This window comes from Mesorhizobium sp. WSM2240, from assembly GCF_040438645.1.
Classification (GTDB): Bacteria; Pseudomonadota; Alphaproteobacteria; order Rhizobiales; family Rhizobiaceae; genus Allomesorhizobium.
This window is the reverse complement of record NZ_CP159253.1, coordinates 3,743,357-3,759,402: the sequence shown is the minus strand read 5'-3', so window position 1 is coordinate 3,759,402 and position 16,046 is coordinate 3,743,357. Positions and strand designations below refer to the sequence as shown.

Sequence of the window (16,046 nt, the reverse complement as noted above, 5' to 3'; positions counted from 1 at the left end):
TATCAAGCCACCAATTTTTTTCGGAACATTCACCCCGCCGCCAGGTTTCTGGCCACCAATGTAATGGGAGAGTTGAATGTCAGAAGCGCGTGAATGGCTGATCCAATGGCTGCGGGATGCTCATGCCATGGAGGAGCAGGCCGAAACCATGTTGTCGGGCCAGTTAAGCCGGCTTGAGAATTACCCTGAGCTGCGTCAACGCATCCAGCTCCATCTCGACGAAACGAAGGAGCAGGCTTCCAGGCTGAAAGAATGCCTGGACAGGATCGGCGAAGGCACCTCGACGTTGAAAGCTGCCAGCGGCAAGCTGATGGCTACGGCACAATCAGTCAGCGGCGTGTTCGCGGGCGATGAGGTCATGAAGGGATCGCTGGCGAGCTACACCTTCGAGCACATGGAAATCGCCTCCTACACCATCCTTATCGCGGCAGCCAATGCCGCCGGGGAAACCGAGGTGGTGAGGGTCTGCGAGCAAAATTTGCGAGAGGAAGAGGCGATGGCGGAATGGCTGCGCCAAAACCTGGACCCGACAACTGCAATGTTCCTGGCCCGGGCGGAAGCCGATCGCGACGAGGCGAAGAGGTAGCGCAGGAGAGCACCATGGCAGGCGACAAGACCAAAATTGGCGGACAGGACCGGAGACGCGTGGCGGCCAACCAAGACTATGAAGTCCGGGACCTCGCCGACAAATTCGATATCTCGCCGGCTCAGGCAAAACGTCTGATCGAGCGCCACGGCAACGATCCCGGCATGCTGGAGCGCGAGGCAAGAAAGCTCAAGAAATGAAGCGCGGCGCCGAGATCGTTCCGCTCGACGACGCCATCAAGAGCGAAATTCGCGGTCAGATAGCTATTGCCAGGACAAAATTCGGGCCGCGAGACTTCACGTTGTTATGTATTGAGCGAACCTGGGGCAATACGCTGGATGACCGAAAGGCGCTCGACATGCTTCGGTCGCTTAACCGCACCGGCTCGATCTACAAAAAAGATGATTTGCCAAGTCGATTGACGAGCCAATACGTCCCGCATTAGTTAATACGTAGTCTCGGCTAGATTTTCGGCTGTTGATTGCGGTCGCTCCGCAAATCAACAGGGCGAGCCTCGCTGTTGTGCAATGGTGCTCCTAGTATTACAGTTGCGCGTTTGATTTGAGGTATGCCCGTCGTGCTTCGGCCTGATGCGCTCGCCGCCACAGCGACCATGCAATGACGTGTGCGGGGTGGATGCGCCGTCGGGAGAGGCGTGTTGCGACACGGCGGATTCCCTGGGTCGACCAGCGGATCAGGGGCGGGTTCTGGGGCTTGTCCGGCGCATTGTTTTGGGGGCGGCGCGGCGTTGGCGCGATGCCGGATCGCAGCCATCATGGCGAAGACGAGCATGACCAGCGAGACGTGACGGTGCCAGCCGTGCCAGGAACGGGTCTCGTTGTGGTCGAAACCAAGTTCGTTCTTGGCGGTCTCGAAGCTGTCCTCGATCGCCCAGCGGCGTTCCACCCTCACCAGCGTTTCGATGTGGGTGTCCTTCGGGCACCATGTCGAGAAGCAGGCGAGATCGCCGTCAGTGATGTTGCGACGGATCAGGAGGCCGCGTGTCCACACGCCGGCGAACGCATCGTCATAATCGCCGGCGTCGGGATCGGCCAGTGTCTCGAGCGCATAGTCGTGCACGATGTTGCGTAGCGCATCGGCATCCCACCGGCCGTGGCCCAGGATGGCCTGCTGATGTCACGGACCAGGATCTCCGGCGGCGTCGGCCCGCATCCAGCCTGTCTTGCACGGCTCATCACTCAGCAGACTGTCCACAAACCGTTCCGCCGAAACCGCCACCCGTTCTTGCGTGAACAGCGGCCGCATCCGTGCCTTCACATCCCGCAGCGAAGACGCCGAACTCCAGCGTTGCAGTGCCTGGAGTCGAAAGACCATACTGACAAACCTGGCGTCCATGGTCAGATATGTCGTCGGGCTCGCTCCGCTAATCTTGCTGTCCATGAGGCTTTTGGCGGCATACAGGGCGACTTATCTAAGCGGCTTTGGTGCTCCTGCCGCCCGGCCTGCTACTTCACCACGATCGCGTGGATGAGAGGCTACCTTGCCCTGGTTTAGCCTTCCGGCGCCGCATCGGCGCGCGGCGTTCGCCGGCGGCTATGCGCTGGCGGCGCTGCTGGCCGGCGCGGAGATACTATCCTCGGGCTGGCTCTCAATCCGCAGGTGGGCGGGATGCCGGCGCTAGGAATCCGGATTCCGCCGCGCAACACCCATCGGTCGAGCAGCAGGAGATTGAACCATTCCAGAAACCGTCGAGGTAAGCCTGCTTCCGAAGGGCGACGCCGCGTTAAAGCGCTTTGTTCCGGGAAGGAGCAGTGATCCCCGTTACGGCTGGATCCTCAGCGGAATATCCGCTTCGGTCAATTGTGTTTCGAAAACGGACCGACAGCTTCCGGCCCCGGTCCTGACGGACGGCAAAGCGCCCTCATGTCGGCCATGCCAACCGCTCTTTTCATTTGCCAAAAGCGGACATTGCTAGCGCGACTTGGCGGAGGCCTTACGCCTTCCGCTTCGAAATCTGTCCGGCCAAAGATCTCGCGCCTATATCTGGACATATCGTGCTCATCTTGTCATCGCCGTGCCCTCATCGGCGGGCTCGCTTTCTTTCTGGAAGGCTCGTGGTCAACGTCGAGGCGCCCGCATGAGCCCTATAAAGAACGGCGCGCCGAGCAGCGCAGCGAGCGTCCGCCTCATCTATCTCGGTTGCCGGCGGCAATGTTGCCGGCGCCTTGTGCGCGCTTCGCTATCGAATTTGATAGGCGTGGTGCTTTGCCCGATTCTGCTCGCAATAGTGCTCCATCCCAGCACGAACGAGGGCGACCCGTTCGGCGCCGTCTGGAAGATCGCGCAGCAGATTCTTTTTCCATTCTTGTTGGGGCAATTGATGCGGCCGCTGTTGGTGGCCTTTGTGAATCGGAACAAGCAGGCGACCGTGATTGTCGATCGCGGATCGATCCTGCTGATTGTCTATTCGGCCTTCTCCGCAGGCGTTGTCGCTGGGATCTGGCATCGTCTTTCCTGGTTCGACATAACCTTTCTGGTCGTTCTTTGCGTTCTGCTGCTCGGTGCCGTGATGGCAGTCGTCTTCATCGTGAGCCGATTTGCGAGCATCCCGAGGGGCGATCGTCTGGCGCTTCTTTTTTGCGGTTCGACCAAGTGCCTTGCGACGGGGTTGCCGATGGCCGGCATCTTGTTCGACGCAGCTCAAATCGCGCTCATCGTGCTGCCGCTGATGTTGTTTCACCTGATCCAGTGTCGGTGCTTGCCGTTGTTTCCCAGAGCAGTGTCATCCGCTCCCAGGCAAACTAGGCTTTGCTATGCCATGTAGTGGGGACATCCAGCAGGCGCGGCGCCTGATATGTCAAGCCGTCAGGGGCGGACCACTGCCTTGATCAATCCCTCGCGGTCGTCGGCGAGCGCGGCGAACCGCGACGGCAGGTCGGCGAGCGCGATCTCAGCGGACAGAAGCGCGCCGGTGTCGATCCTACCTTGCCGGATTGCCTCCATCACCCGCTCGAAGTCGGACCTCAACGCGTTGCGGCTACCGACGACGCGCGCCTCGCGCTTGTGGAACTCCGCGTCGCTGAAGCTGATGTCGTCCTTGACGACGCTGACCAGGACATAGGTCGATCCGTGCGCCAGCAGCGGAAAGCCCGCCTCAATGGCCTTGGCGTTGCCGGTGGCGTCGAAGACGATGTCGAAGCCGTCCGCCAGATCGCCTTTCAGAATACGCGCCGGATCATTGTAGAGAAGGTCGAATCCGAAATTGTGGCCCGCCAGCGCCGTTCGCTTGGCGCTGAGGTCGAGCAGGTGGACATCCGCGCCTTCCAGCGTGGCGAAAAGCGCTGTCCCGAGGCCGATCGGACCCGCGCCGGTCACCAGCACGCGATCGCCCGGCTGGATGCCCGAGCGCGAGACGGCATGTGCGCCGATGGCAAGGAACTCCACCATCGCCGCTTGCAACTCATCGAGCCCGTCGGCCGGATAGAGGTTGGAGGCGGGAACCGCGATGCGGCTGCACAACCCGCCGTCCCGGTGCACACCGAGAACCTCGATGTGCATGCAGCAATTCGGTTTGCCACGCAGACAGGCGCGGCACGAGCCACACGAAAGATATGGATTGACCACGACCAGCGTGCCGGCCGCCATGCCACCTGCGGACGCGACCAGTCGGCCGCTCAGCTCATGGCCGATGACGCGGGGATATTGCAGATAGGGGTGCTTGCCCTCGAAGATGTGATAGTCCGTGCCGCACAGTCCCACCGCGCTGATGTCGACCAGCGCCCACCCCTCCGGAGCCTCCATCGGCACCGCAGCTTCGCGCAGCTCGAAACGACCCGGCTCGACGCAGGTACCAGTCAGCATGGTCGCGGCATCGGCCTCGAACAACCCGGTAATATTCACTGCAATTTCTCCGCGTCACGCGGTGCCCAGCCGGCCGGCAGTTCGCCCTTGATGATCAGGCTGAGCACGTCGTCCTTCGACACCTCGCTAACGCGGTGGGAGCCGACGCTGCGCCCGCGGTTCATAACCATGACGCGGTCGCAAAGCTCGAAAACGTCATGCATATCGTGGCTGATCAGAAAGATGCCGATACCTTCCTGCTTCAGTTGCTTTATCAGTTCGCCGACCATGGCTGTCTCCGCCGGGCCTAGCGCTGCCGTGGGCTCGTCCATGATGATTATCTTGACGTCGAAGTAGATCGCCCGCGCGATCGCGATGACCTGGCGCTGCCCGCCAGACAGCCGCGACACCGGATCGCCCAGATTGCGGAAATTGGGATTGAGCCGGGCAAGCACGTTGCGAGCTTCCTCCAGCATCCGCCGGTCGTCGAGATTGCCCCAACGCGTGCGCAGTTCGCGGCCGAGAAACAGGTTGGCGGGTGCATCAAGGTGGTCGGCAAGTGCCAGCGTCTGGTAGATGGTCTCGATCCCAAGGTGGCGGGCGGCTTGCGGAGAATCGATGATGGCTTCCGCGCCACCGACGCGGATGGTGCCGGCGTTTGCCGTCATTGCTCCCGACAGAATGCGCATGAGGCAGGACTTGCCCGCGCCGTTGTGGCCGAGGACACCCACGACCTCGCCTTCATGAAGGTCGAGCGAGACCTCGTTAACCGCCTTTATGCCACCAAAATGCTTTTCGATGTCGATCATTTCCACAAGGGGAGACATGGAGGGCCCTTCGTCGATACAGGAGTCCGGCGCGGCGCACGAAGGCGGCCGCGCCGGCAAGGCTGGCTAATAGAGAACGTTCTTCGCTTCGTCGGCGTCGATGTTGTCCTTGGTGACGAGGACGACGCCAGTATCGATCTGGGCTTCGACGGACTTGCCGGCGATCAGGTCGAGAACCGCCTTGACGCCGAGCTCACCCATCTGGAACGAGCCCTGAACCAACGTCGCGTTGAGCGTGCCGTCGCGGACGAAGGCTTGCAGGTCTTCGTTCCCGTCGAAACCGATGGCGGCAATCTGGCCGGCCTTGCCGGCCTGCTGGATGGCGCGGCCCATGCCCACGGCGGTCGGCTCGTTGGCGCCGAAGATGCCCTTGAGGTCCGGGTTGGCGGCAAGAACGTCGGTGGTCTGGTTCAGCGCTGTGGCCATCTGCGACTGCGAATAGTAGGGGCCCACGATCTCGAGCTTGGAATTTGCCTTGATCTGCTCGACGAAGCAGCCGACGCGGCCGATCTCCGAGCCAACACCCGCGACATACGACATGACGGCGATCTTGCCCTCGCTGCCGGCGAGTTCGATCATCTTGTCGGCCGCGAGCTTGCCGGCCGCGCAGTTGTCGGTGGCCAGGAAGGCTTGAAATGTGCCCTTGCCTCCTTCGCCGAGTGCGGAATCGATGATCGTGACCGGGATGCCGGCCTCGTTGGCCCTCTTGACTGCGGGAATGAGCGATTCAGGATCGGACGGGGCCAGCACGATGCCGGCCACGCCGCGGTTGACCGCGTTGTCGACAAGGTTGACCTGGTCTGCGATCGCCGACTCGGCGGCCGGGCCGTCGAAAGTTATCGTGTGCTCGGACTGACCGGCGATTGCCGCGCTGGCGCCCTTGTTGACGTTCTGCCAGAAGTTCGAGTTTGTAGTTTTGACGATCACGGCGATCTCGCCGGCCGATGCCATCGCCGGCAAGGCCATGACGACGCCGAGCGCGAGCAGGGTCTTTAGAGAAGTCTTCATTGTGTTCCTCCACTTGTTACTTGTTGGTCGCACTCATCGGCGGCTTCGAAGCTGGTCGACAAAGACCGCTGCTATGACGACGAAGCCGATGATGATCTGCTGGATGAAGGCGGATACGCCGGCCATATTCAGGCCGTTGCGCAGCACGCCTATTATGAAAGCACCGATCATGGTGCCCGAGATCGTGCCTACGCCGCCCATCAGCGACGCTCCGCCGATCACCGCCGACGCGATCGCGTCGAGTTCGTACATGAGGCCCTCGTTGGGCTGCGCGGTGACGAGGCGCGACATGAGCACGTTGCCGGCAAGGCCGGCGAGCGCGCCCGACATCAGGTATGCGGCGATTTTTGTGCGGTCGACATTGACGCCCGAAAGCCGCGCCGCCTCCTCATTCGAGCCCGTTGCGTAGATGTGGCGTCCGAGCGGTCGGCGCTTAAGCAGGAACGCCGCCATGAGCGCGACGACCAGCAACAGGATCGCAGGATAGGGGATTCCCGGAAAGACGACCTTCGACAGGCCGTTCGGCTGCTGCTCGACAACGCGGAACAGTGCGCCGTTGCCCAGCCTGCCGAACACGTCGCCCAGCCGCGAAATCGGGGCGGCACCGGTGAGCTGAAGCGCGGCCCCACGCGCGATCATCATCATGCCGAGCGTGGCGACGAACGGAGTGATACGCAGCTTGGTGACGACGAGGCCGTTGGCCAGTCCGCAGAGCGCGCCGACGCCGACCCCGCCTGTCATGGCGAGCGGCACGGGCACGCCCGCCTTGACCATGAGGCCGGTGGCCGTGCCAGACAAGGCGAGCACCGACCCGACACTGAGATCGATGCCGCCGGTGATGATGACCATCGTCATCCCGATACCGAGGAGGCCGATGACCGAGGTCTGCAACAGGATGGTCAGCCCGTTGTTCACAGACAGGAAGGCGGCGTTCCCGAAGGCGAAAATGCCTATCAGGATGCCGAGCGTGGCGAGCGCCGACAGCTTGTGAAGTGTCTCGGCATTGAATTGCACCATGCCTCCGACGGCATGCCCGCTCCTAGCGGCGGCCGACATGACGTTCCTCCCGTCACGGTTCAATATTATTAAAAGCACGGTGCGTGGCCGGAAGCATCAAGTCAATTGTTTTTAATTATTGTCGTCAATCGAGCTTGCGTGATAGGCTGCGCAGCCATCGGGAGAACGAGAGCTTGGCGCGAACGGATGAGCGGTTCAGGAGGGCCTTCAACGGACTGCTGGACTATTGCGGCACGTTGAAGCGGGGCGACCAGCTCCCTCCTGAACTGGCGCTCGCGTGTCATCTAGACGTCAGCCGAACCGTGGTGCGGTCGGCGTTGGATCGCCTTCAAGGCGAGGGGATCATCGCGTGGGTAGGCCGAAGCAAATCACTGCTTCGCGCTCCGAAGGCAGGTGATCGCCTCGTCGTTCAATCCGATCAGATCTCGCAGGAGGAACTGGAACGGCAGTTCCTGGACTGGATATTGCGATCCGACGTTCCGCCGGGCACGAGCCTCAACGTGACCGAGCTTGCCCGCAAGTTCCGTGTACCAGCCTACGGCTTGCAGGAGTTCCTCGCTTCGCTCAGCCGGTTTGGTCTTGTCAGCAGGCGCCCACGGGGTGGCTGGGAGCTGGTGGGCTTCACACGCGAGTATGCCCTGGAGCTGTCGGATTTCCGCCTCATGCTCGAGTTGAACGCGGTTTCGCATCTGGTCGCCCTCCCGGGCGACCACGCGATATGGCAGAGGCTCGAGGAACTCGCCGACGAGCATCGCCGGCTCGCCGAGGAGATCGATGCGCGCTATCACGATTTCTCGCTTCTCGATGAGCGATTCCACGCGACGATCGGCAGCGTCGTGCACAACCGCTTCGTAGCCGAGTTCCAGAAGGTCATCACATTGATCTTCCACTACCACTTCCAGTGGGACAAAACCGACGAGTGTGAGCGCAACCTCAGGGCAATCGGCGAGCATCTTCGCCTGATCGATGCGCTCATGGCGCGCGACGAAGCGGCGGCGACAGCCGCCGCGCGCGATCATCTTCGTTCATCGAAGCAGACGCTCGCGTCGAACCTGCGTAGCAGCTCGTCGGTCTAGGGTGCGCTTAGCACCAGCGGATCGACTGGACCTACAGCGTCAATGCCCTCGCCGAGCCCGGCGGCATGGCTACGCGGTCACCCGACTGCTCGCGCTGCACGACGCTGGGCGGCTCGCCTTCTTCGGATCGATGGCGCACCTCGCCGAGCGACGGGCCTTCCTACGCCACCTGGATGCCGTCAGGAAGAAGCGCTGGGTAGTCTACGCCAAGCCGCCCTTCGCCGGTCCTGAGGCGGTGCTCGCCTATCTGTCGCGCTATACCCACTGGGTCGCGATCTCGAACCGCCGTCTGATCGCCTTCGAAGAGGCTGGCGTCACCTTCCGCTACCAGGACTATCGCCGCAACGGCGCCGACCGACAGCGTGTCATGATGCTCGCTACCGACAAGTTCATTCGTCGGTTCCCGCTCCACATTCTGCCGCGCGGTTTCCATCGCATCCGACACTACGGCCTGCTCGCAGGCGGCCCTCGCAAGGACCGCCTCGCACACGCCCGCCAACTGCTCGCGGCCGCGCCTCCCGTCACGAACAATCCTCCGACAGAACCGGACGACTTCCGCCCGCCTTGCCCATCCTGCGGCGGGCGTATGATCGTCATCGCGGGTTCGAACGGTGCAGGCAACCGCGCGGACCGCCTAGCCAAACAGCAACAAACCGGGAGAACGCTCCATGACCCGGCGTGGCCCGCTTCCTCGCACGACCGCGCCACGCCGGCGCGGGTCAATGGGAAGGTATGCGCGCATCGCTATCGCGCCGGTCGTCAGGCACGTGAAGCCCGTCGGCATCACCGCAAGAAGGTCTCCGACCTGGCCCAGAAGTCGCATGCTGGACCAGCCACCAGCGCCCCATGCGGACGTCCGCGACAGACGCTGGCACACCCCGAGACACAAATCCCCATAGCTCACCGCCTGCTGCCCGCGGGTTCCTGCGTGAGAGGTTTTCGTACGCCTGACGGCATCCGAAACCCTTCAGCATAGCGTCGTTCGCAAGGGGTGGCGGAGCTGGTTCACCTTTAAAGTCCGTTACCCTGCTGAAAATTGGTTCGTGAAGGTCCGCGTTGGGCTCTGTCACGACGACCGCCACGCCGAGCGGCAGAGCTCTCGCGGGCTTGGCTCCGGTGGCGCATGATAGCGGAACACTTCGCGGAAACGGGCCATCGCGGGCGGCCGTCGTTCCCTGCGACACCTGATGTTTCAGGCGGCATTGGTCGCCGCGCATCACAACCCGATCATCAAACCCTTCGCTGATCGTCTGCGCAAAGCCGGAAAACCGCACAACGTCATCATCACGCCGTAGCTCAGAAGTTCGTCACCGTCGCGAATGCCCTGCGCAGGAACCGTCAGAAGTGAGCAACCTTCGGCACCCTGACAGATACAGTTGCTAGAATGTGTTCTGCCTCAAAGCATTTTTTCTGAGCGTTCGATTGATCAGCGCGATTTGGGCATTGGCAAGAACGGGCACGGCAACTGCTTGTTCGATGTGCGCGAAGTTATCCGGGAGGATGCGGGCTCCGGGAATCTTGACTGATTCAAGGGTCTCACGAATACCGGCGAGCGCATGGCCCTCGCCGCGCAGAAAGCGCTGTCGCGCCTCGTCCGGGGAAGTTGCGACGACAAGCAGCCCCTTGGGCGTGAGTGCGGACAGGCGTGCCTGATAGGCGGCGCCCTTCGCGCTCATGATCATGTGATCCCCCTGCAGGATTTCGGCGCATGACCGATGCGCTAGGACATCTCGCACCAGAAATGTCGCCTCGACACTGTGATAGGGATCGCTGAACGCGATTCGGTCGGTGCGCGAGGGGTCAATTGCGAGAAAGGCGATGTCCCACCCGTCCGGCTCGGCCTGCAAGACGGATTGCGCGTTAGGGTGTTCGACGAAGGTCAGGGGCGCGCCCATCTCGGCGCTGATGCGTTCCGCAATGCGGACCGCCAGCCCTGTGTAACCATCGCCGGCCCGTTGCACGAGCGCGGTGTTGTTCATGTTCAGAGCAGCGCGCAGGGCGGAATGCGCTCTTTCCTTCATCGCAGTCAGGACCATTCGGCGCGCCGCGCGACCGCGGACCGGCGCAACAGCCCACTGTCAACGTCAACTGCCATGAACAAAGCGCCGGCCATCTTGGCCTCGCGCAGAAACTCCTGATCCAGAGACAGAATCCCGGCTGGCACGCCAAGGTCCTGAACCAGGGCGATTCCATCAAGAATCGCCTTCCTAATCTCGTCGTGCGACGGCTGCCCCGGATAGCCGAAACTGGCCGCCAAGTCGGCGGGGCCGAAGAACACGCCGTCCACGCCCGGCACCTGCGCGATCTCCCTGAGTTGCGACAGTGCCTCGCGGGTTTCGACCTGGACCAGCAGGCAGATTTCCTCATTGGCGCGGGTGGCATAGTTGGTAACGACGCCGTAGCGGGTGGCGCGGGTGATTCCGGAGACGCCCCGCACGCCCTTGGGCGGATAGGTCACCGCGGCCACCGCCGACCGGGCCTCTTCCGCGGATTGCACATAGGGGATCAGCAGGGTCTGCGCCCCAGCGTCGAGAAGCTTCTTGATCTCCACCGGGTTGTTCCAACCGGGACGCACGATCGGACTGACTGGATACGGCGCCACCGTGCGCAGAAAGCTGATGACTTCGTTCGGGCCCACTGTCGAATGTTCCGTGTCGAACATCATCCAGTCATAGCCGCAACCGGCCAGAAGCTCCGCCACTGTCGGATCCGAGAGCGAACTCCAGATGCCGATCTGAGTCTGTCCGGAGCGCAGCGCGGCCTTGAAATCGTTGGCAGGCAAATTCATGACCATATCCCAGATGGTTGAATTGAGAGAATGGGACGAAGGCAGCCTCTCTCACTCGAACCGGACGCCCAGCGATCCCAAAGGACCAAAATCCGCGAAGATCACGTCGCCGGAGGAAATATCGACCGGGCGGGTAAATGATCCTCCCAGCACGATATCGCCCTTCTTCAATCCTCCGCCGAGCGGCGCCAGCTTGTTCACCAACCACGCCAGCCCTGCCGCGGGGTGTCCCATGACCGCTGCCGAGACCCCCGTCTCCTCGATCACGCCATTTTGCGACAACGTTGCGCCGACCCAACGAAGATCGACGTCGAACGGACGAATCGTTCGCCCACCGAGAACGATCGCGCCGAAGGCGGCGTTGTCGGCGATGGTGTCCACGATCTTGCGCGGCACCTCGGTACGGTAATCGATGATCTCCAGAGCAGGTTGAACGAATTCCGTCGCCCGCAGCACGTCATGCACCTGGCATCCGGCGCCGGACAGGTCCTCGCCCATGACGAAGGCCAGTTCGACCTCGAGCCGTGGCTTGATGAACGTGCCGGCCTCAATGCGCGCGCCGTCATAAAACAGCGCGTCGTCCAGAATCACGCCGTAGTCCGGCTCGGTCATCCTCGAGGCTTGCTGCATGGCGCGACTGGTCAGACCGATTTTGCGCCCGACGATTTTCGCGCCGCCCGCGATGCGAGCATCCGCCCAGCGACGCTGTACGTCGTAGGCATCCTCGAGCGTCATGTCGGGCCATGTCTTCGACGGCTGGGGACAGACCCTGCGGGTCTGCTCGGCCTTCAGGATCGCGTCAGTTGCATCCTGGCGCTGCTGTTCTGTCAACATCGTCTGCTCACTTGATCGGGGGGATTGGAAGTTTTGAAATGCCCGGCTCGAGCTTCAGCGTGTGTTCGAGCGTGTACCATTCGCCGACGTCGCCATCCTCGGGATGCGGGCCGGTGTGCTTCTCGAGTTTTCCAATCAGCGCTTCCGTCACCCCGAACTGGACGTCCGAGGTCAGGTAGTCGGTCTCGTCGACATAGGTCTGATTGATCAGCGTCTTGAACCCTTGTTTGTGGGCCAGGACGTGCACATGCGCCGGACGGTATGGGTGGCGGTTCTGTGCGGCCAAGAGCGTGCCAACCGTCGTCGTCGTCGGAATCGGGTAGCCGACGGGCTTGACCGACTTGAACCGTACGATCCCGTCCGCCCCGGTGATGAACTTCCCACGCAGGTTGAAGTCAGCCTGGCTCTCATCCTGGTTCTCATAGAGGCCCACGGGCGACGCGTGCCAGATGTCCACCTCCAGGCCCTCGATCGGGAGGTCGGCCTGATCGAGGAAGGTGAAAGTGCCATAGAGCCGGGGACCGGGAGTGTCGGATCGCAGGATCGATCCGCCATTCTCGGTCATCGGCTGGTTCATGCGCCAGAACGGTCCCAGGAGGGACTGCGTGGTTTCGGTCGTGCCGTTGTCCCCGTTGTTGAGCAGGCAGACCAGAGACGACACGCCGAGCGATCCGGCCATGAGCACGAATTCATTGTGCTTGTCGTTGCTCTGCTGACCCATGGTTTTGAGGATCTTGGTCGCCTGTTGGAACTCGGTTTCGGTCAGCCGAACGTCGCGGATGAAGCCGTGCAGATGCTTGATCAGGCTCACCATGATCTCGCGCAGGCGCGGACCGTTGGTTTGTTCCATGACCTTCAGGACGGCGGGCGTTACTTCCTGCTGGTTGTGGATGACGGTCATCCGAAATCCTCCTTCTTGATCGCCGTGCCGCAGGATCGGCGCTTTCGGTTCTTGTCATTGCGGCTGGCGCGAGGCGAGTTGGCAAATGCGGCGCACACCGGCGGCGTAGCCTTCAAGGCCCAGTCCGGCGATTACGCCATCGGCGCGAAGCGACACATAGGAATGGTGCCGAAAGGCCTCGCGCTTGTGCACCTGACTGATGTGGACCTCGATCACCGGGGGATCGTAGGTGTTGAGCGCATCCAAGATCGCGATCGAGGTATGCGTGAAGGCACCCGGGTTAAAGACGATCCCGCAGGTCGTCTCGCGTGCCTCGTGAATCCAGTCGATGAGCTGGCCCTCGTGATTGGACTGAAGCAGACGCACGCCGAACCCTTCCGCACAGGCGGCGGTGCACAGACGTTCGACACCGTCGAGCGTTTCGTGCCCGTAGATCGCGGGTTGACGTTTGCCGAGAAGGTTCAGGTTGGGGCCGTTGAGGACAATGATGGTTTTCACGCTGATTCCGGTGCGAATAGAGCGGCGGTCGCCGAGAAGATTGCGCGGGCGCGCTCGGACGGCGGGCGGGTATCGCTGGCAGAGGGCAATTCGACGGAGATGACCGTCTCCGCCGGCAGCGCCCGTATGATCCCTGCAAGGTCCAGCCTTCCTTCACCCGGAAGAATGCGCCCGCCGCGTGCCTCGGCTAAAAGGGCGTCGTCGTCCGGCGGGGCTGTGGCAGGCGCGTCGCAGAGCTGCGCGGAAACGACCTGTCCGGCCGGCATCCCGGCGATGTCCGAGGGCGTTCCGCCGCAGCGCGAATGGTGTAGCGCATCAACCAGGTAGGCTGCGCCTGAGGCGCCTGAGGACGCGATCAGATCGAGACAGGCGCGCGGCGTATTGATCCCGCGCCACGCCATGCATTCGAGATCAAGACCGAGGCCGCGCGTTGCGGCCAGGTCGCTTATCCTGGCGAAGGTCTCGGCAAGCGCCGGAAAGACATCCGCACAGACGTTGACCCGCTTGCCCCCCAACGCGCTAGCGGCCTCCATCGCCGGGACCAAGGTTTCCGGCTCCAGCGCCTCGTCGATGACGACCGTTTCGATGTCGTATAGCCCGATCCCCTCGCCTTGCATGACGCGCGCAAGCTCGCGCAGACCGGCCGCATCGGGCAGCCAGTTCAGCGCCCCAGGAGAAACCGGGTGGAATCGCAGGCCGACGAAATCGAAGCCGGACCGACCCGCCAGCCGGACCAGCTCGGCTGGGGGCAGGTCTAGAAAGGTGAAATGTCCCAGACCGAGTGCGCGCGTCACAGCGGGGCCGCCGGAAGGTCATCGGAGATCAGAAGCCGCAGGTTGCTCGTGGAGCGCTCGATATGCCTGGCCAGCAAGGCGGCGGCGTCGTCTGCGCGCCGTTCGACCGCCGCCTGCGCAATAGCGGTGTGTTCATCGATCACGTCGCGCTGCACCGCAACCGCCCTCAGGTAAATGTGCCGGTAGCGGTCGTTCATGCTGACAAGCGACTTGTACATCTTGATCAGCAGAGGCATGTCGCAGCGTTCGATCAGGGTCAGGTGGAAGGCGTTGTTCGCAGCCTCCCAATTGGCAAGACTGACGGGGTCACCAGGGACCCGGTCGGTCTTGTTCAGACGATGGAGGGCTCCCATGACCGCTGCCTCCCATTCGAGACCACCATTTTCGATGGATTTCCGCAGTGCGTAGGGCTCGAGCTCAAGCCGCAAGGCGCAGACCTCATCGAGATTGGCAACCGAAATCGGCGCAACGGTGTAGCCGCGTTGCGCCTCCGCTTCGATCAACCCTTCGGTGACAAGTCTGGTGACGGCCTCGCGGAGGGGAGACAATCCCACGTCCATCGAAATCCGAAGCTTGTCGAGGTTGAGTTTGCCGCCCGGCGCAAGGATGCCGTGCAGGATGTCGTGGCGCAGTTGCGCCTCGATCTGCCCCGCAATGGTGGGCTTGCCCGCTGATTTTGCGTTAAAATCCAAGGCTAACATTGGTGCGTCCTTACGAGGGCGATAATGCCTCGGCTGCAAAGCGATGTAAAGTGGAAAAACCCATAATAAAAAGAAAAATCGATTTTTATTGATCGCATCGATACGAGGTGATATGAGACCCTTCATGGGTTCGTCCGTGTGGGAGACGAGGGCGGGTCCGTAAACCCAAGGGAGGACAGAATGTCTTTTGCCATCTCTCGCCGCGCTCTTCTTGCGGCTACCGCCGCACTCGTTTTCAGCGCCACCGGTGCCTTCGCCCAGGACAAAATCCGGCTTCGGCTTTCCGCCGTGAACTCGGAAACCGACCAGCGCGCCATCGCGATGATCAATGTCTTCGGTCCGGCCGTGGCCGAGTTTGCGACCTTCGAGCCGCACTGGAACGGCACCCTGTTCGGGCAAGGAACCGAGCTGGAGGCCATCGCCGCCGGCGACCTCGAAATGTCGATCACGTCGGCGCAGGAACTGGCCACCTTCGTTCCCGAGTGGTCGGTCTTCGCGGCCGGGTATGTGCTGCAGAGCGCCGAGCACCAGGTCCGGGTCTTCAACGATCCGCTGATGGACCCCTTCAAGCAGAAGGTCGAGGCCGAGCTCGGCGTTCGGTTGCTGGCGCCGATGTATCTAGGGCGTCGCCAGGTGAACCTGCGCCAGGCCCGTTCGGAGATTGACGTGAAGACCCCCGCCGATCTGGCTGGTGTCAACCTGCGGATGCCGGGCTCGGATGCGTGGCAATTCCTTGGTCGTGCACTTGGTGCGAACCCGACTCCCATGGCCTTCACCGAGGTCTACACCGCACTGCAGACCGGCGCCGTCGATGGCCAGGACAACCCGCTGCCGACCGTGGTGGACGCCAAGTTCTACGAAGTCACCAAGCAGATCGCTCTGACGTCGCATCTGGTGGATTGGAACTTCATCGCCATCTCGGCAGGGGTTTACAACGGGATGACCGCCGAACAGCAAGCGGCGGTCACCGCGGCCGCCGTTGCCGCCGCCGACAGTGGCCGGGCTGCGCAGCTTGCCAAGGAAGAAGAGCTGATAGCCTTCCTCGAAGGCAAGGGGATTGAGATCTACGAACCCGATGTCGCCGCATTCCGCAGCGCGGTGCAGTCGGCCTATCTGAGCAGCGAATTTGCCAGCAGCTGGCCGGAAGGTGTTCTGGACACCGTGAACGCGCTCGGAGACTGAGCAGCTGAAGACCGGTGCAGCGCATTCCTGCGC

General features: G+C 62.3%; 18 protein-coding genes and 2 pseudogenes. 8 read left to right on the top strand and 12 right to left on the bottom strand.

Annotated features, from left to right (window positions below; genetic code table 11):
- The first annotated feature begins 76 nt into the window (after nucleotides 1-76).
- From ABVK50_RS18600 to ABVK50_RS18590, 3 genes are read left to right on the top strand one after another with little or no spacing between them, the layout of a single operon-like run.
- Nucleotides 77-586: a DUF892 family protein gene (locus ABVK50_RS18600; protein WP_353645169.1), complete on the top strand. Its 510-nt coding sequence runs from the start codon at nucleotides 77-79 to the stop codon at nucleotides 584-586.
- A gap of 14 nt (nucleotides 587-600) precedes the next feature.
- The gene (locus ABVK50_RS18595; protein WP_353645170.1) at nucleotides 601-786 is read left to right on the top strand and encodes a DUF3606 domain-containing protein; all 186 of its coding nucleotides are present in this window, start codon (nucleotides 601-603) and stop codon (nucleotides 784-786) included.
- The gene (locus tag ABVK50_RS18590) at nucleotides 783-1,031 is read left to right on the top strand and encodes a hypothetical protein (protein ID WP_353645171.1); all 249 of its coding nucleotides are present in this window, start codon (nucleotides 783-785) and stop codon (nucleotides 1,029-1,031) included. The genes ABVK50_RS18595 and ABVK50_RS18590 overlap by 4 nt, the downstream gene beginning before the upstream one ends.
- A gap of 290 nt (nucleotides 1,032-1,321) precedes the next feature.
- On the opposite strand, the pseudogene ABVK50_RS18585 reads toward ABVK50_RS18590, so the two are convergent.
- Nucleotides 1,322-1,921: pseudogene (locus ABVK50_RS18585) on the bottom strand (hypothetical protein); the annotation flags it as partial.
- An 853-nt stretch (nucleotides 1,922-2,774) separates the two neighbouring features.
- Between ABVK50_RS18585 and ABVK50_RS18580 the strand changes: the two are divergent.
- Complete coding sequence (locus tag ABVK50_RS18580; RefSeq protein WP_353645172.1) at nucleotides 2,775-3,371, top strand: bile acid:sodium symporter; 597 nt, start codon at nucleotides 2,775-2,777, stop codon at nucleotides 3,369-3,371.
- A 41-nt stretch (nucleotides 3,372-3,412) separates the two neighbouring features.
- On the opposite strand, the gene ABVK50_RS18575 is transcribed toward ABVK50_RS18580, so the two are convergent.
- From ABVK50_RS18575 to ABVK50_RS18560, 4 genes are all read right to left on the bottom strand, one after another.
- Nucleotides 3,413-4,447 carry a zinc-binding alcohol dehydrogenase family protein gene (locus ABVK50_RS18575; protein ID WP_353645173.1) on the bottom strand — a complete coding sequence of 345 codons (1,035 nt, stop codon included), beginning with the start codon at nucleotides 4,445-4,447 and terminating at the stop codon, nucleotides 3,413-3,415.
- Nucleotides 4,444-5,214, bottom strand: a complete 771-nt coding sequence (locus ABVK50_RS18570; protein ID WP_353645174.1) for an ATP-binding cassette domain-containing protein — start codon at nucleotides 5,212-5,214, stop codon at nucleotides 4,444-4,446. The genes ABVK50_RS18575 and ABVK50_RS18570 overlap by 4 nt, the downstream gene beginning before the upstream one ends.
- Nucleotides 5,215-5,280: 66 nt before the next feature.
- Nucleotides 5,281-6,180 carry an ABC transporter substrate-binding protein gene (locus ABVK50_RS18565; protein ID WP_353645889.1) on the bottom strand — a complete coding sequence of 300 codons (900 nt, stop codon included), beginning with the start codon at nucleotides 6,178-6,180 and terminating at the stop codon, nucleotides 5,281-5,283.
- A 75-nt stretch (nucleotides 6,181-6,255) separates the two neighbouring features.
- Nucleotides 6,256-7,278 carry an ABC transporter permease gene (locus ABVK50_RS18560; protein ID WP_353645175.1) on the bottom strand — a complete coding sequence of 341 codons (1,023 nt, stop codon included), beginning with the start codon at nucleotides 7,276-7,278 and terminating at the stop codon, nucleotides 6,256-6,258.
- 44 nt (nucleotides 7,279-7,322) lie between these two features.
- Here ABVK50_RS18560 and ABVK50_RS18555 point away from each other — a divergent pair, with 44 nt between their 5' ends.
- From ABVK50_RS18555 to ABVK50_RS18545, 3 genes and pseudogenes are all read left to right on the top strand, one after another.
- The gene (locus tag ABVK50_RS18555) at nucleotides 7,323-8,315 is read left to right on the top strand and encodes a GntR family transcriptional regulator (protein WP_353645176.1); all 993 of its coding nucleotides are present in this window, start codon (nucleotides 7,323-7,325) and stop codon (nucleotides 8,313-8,315) included.
- A 76-nt stretch (nucleotides 8,316-8,391) separates the two neighbouring features.
- Nucleotides 8,392-8,787 (top strand): annotated as a pseudogene (locus ABVK50_RS18550) (transposase); the annotation flags it as partial.
- A gap of 715 nt (nucleotides 8,788-9,502) precedes the next feature.
- A complete protein-coding gene (locus ABVK50_RS18545) occupies nucleotides 9,503-9,610 on the top strand; it encodes a hypothetical protein (RefSeq protein ID WP_353645177.1) in 108 nt (35 codons plus the stop codon).
- 84 nt (nucleotides 9,611-9,694) lie between these two features.
- Here the strand turns inward: ABVK50_RS18545 and ABVK50_RS18540 are convergent, their stop codons facing one another.
- Genes ABVK50_RS18540 through ABVK50_RS18510 form a run of 7 tightly spaced genes read right to left on the bottom strand, consistent with a single transcriptional unit; the run spans nucleotide 9,695 to nucleotide 14,957 of the window.
- Nucleotides 9,695-10,351 carry a transporter substrate-binding domain-containing protein gene (locus ABVK50_RS18540; RefSeq protein ID WP_353645178.1) on the bottom strand — a complete coding sequence of 219 codons (657 nt, stop codon included), beginning with the start codon at nucleotides 10,349-10,351 and terminating at the stop codon, nucleotides 9,695-9,697.
- Entirely contained in the window at nucleotides 10,342-11,103 is a 762-nt protein-coding gene (locus ABVK50_RS18535) for an aldolase/citrate lyase family protein (RefSeq protein ID WP_353645179.1), read from the bottom strand. The genes ABVK50_RS18540 and ABVK50_RS18535 overlap by 10 nt, the downstream gene beginning before the upstream one ends.
- A 51-nt stretch (nucleotides 11,104-11,154) precedes the next feature.
- The gene (gene hpaH, locus ABVK50_RS18530; protein WP_353645180.1) at nucleotides 11,155-11,937 is read right to left on the bottom strand and encodes a 2-oxo-hept-4-ene-1,7-dioate hydratase; all 783 of its coding nucleotides are present in this window, start codon (nucleotides 11,935-11,937) and stop codon (nucleotides 11,155-11,157) included.
- A 7-nt stretch (nucleotides 11,938-11,944) separates the two neighbouring features.
- A complete protein-coding gene (locus ABVK50_RS18525) occupies nucleotides 11,945-12,838 on the bottom strand; it encodes a dioxygenase (RefSeq protein WP_353645181.1) in 894 nt (297 codons plus the stop codon).
- A gap of 54 nt (nucleotides 12,839-12,892) precedes the next feature.
- Nucleotides 12,893-13,336, bottom strand: a complete 444-nt coding sequence (gene aroQ, locus ABVK50_RS18520) for a type II 3-dehydroquinate dehydratase (protein WP_353645182.1) — start codon at nucleotides 13,334-13,336, stop codon at nucleotides 12,893-12,895.
- Entirely contained in the window at nucleotides 13,333-14,130 is a 798-nt protein-coding gene (locus ABVK50_RS18515; RefSeq protein ID WP_353645183.1) for a sugar phosphate isomerase/epimerase, read from the bottom strand. Before ABVK50_RS18515 ends, aroQ begins: the two co-directional genes overlap by 4 nt.
- On the bottom strand, nucleotides 14,127-14,957 hold the full coding sequence (locus ABVK50_RS18510) for a GntR family transcriptional regulator (RefSeq protein ID WP_353645184.1): 831 nt from the start codon (nucleotides 14,955-14,957) through the stop codon (nucleotides 14,127-14,129). The genes ABVK50_RS18515 and ABVK50_RS18510 overlap by 4 nt, the downstream gene beginning before the upstream one ends.
- Nucleotides 14,958-15,011: 54 nt before the next feature.
- Between ABVK50_RS18510 and dctP the strand changes: the two genes are divergently transcribed.
- Nucleotides 15,012-16,013: a TRAP transporter substrate-binding protein DctP gene (gene dctP, locus ABVK50_RS18505; protein ID WP_353645185.1), complete on the top strand. Its 1,002-nt coding sequence runs from the start codon at nucleotides 15,012-15,014 to the stop codon at nucleotides 16,011-16,013.
- Nucleotides 16,014-16,046: the final 33 nt, after the last annotated feature.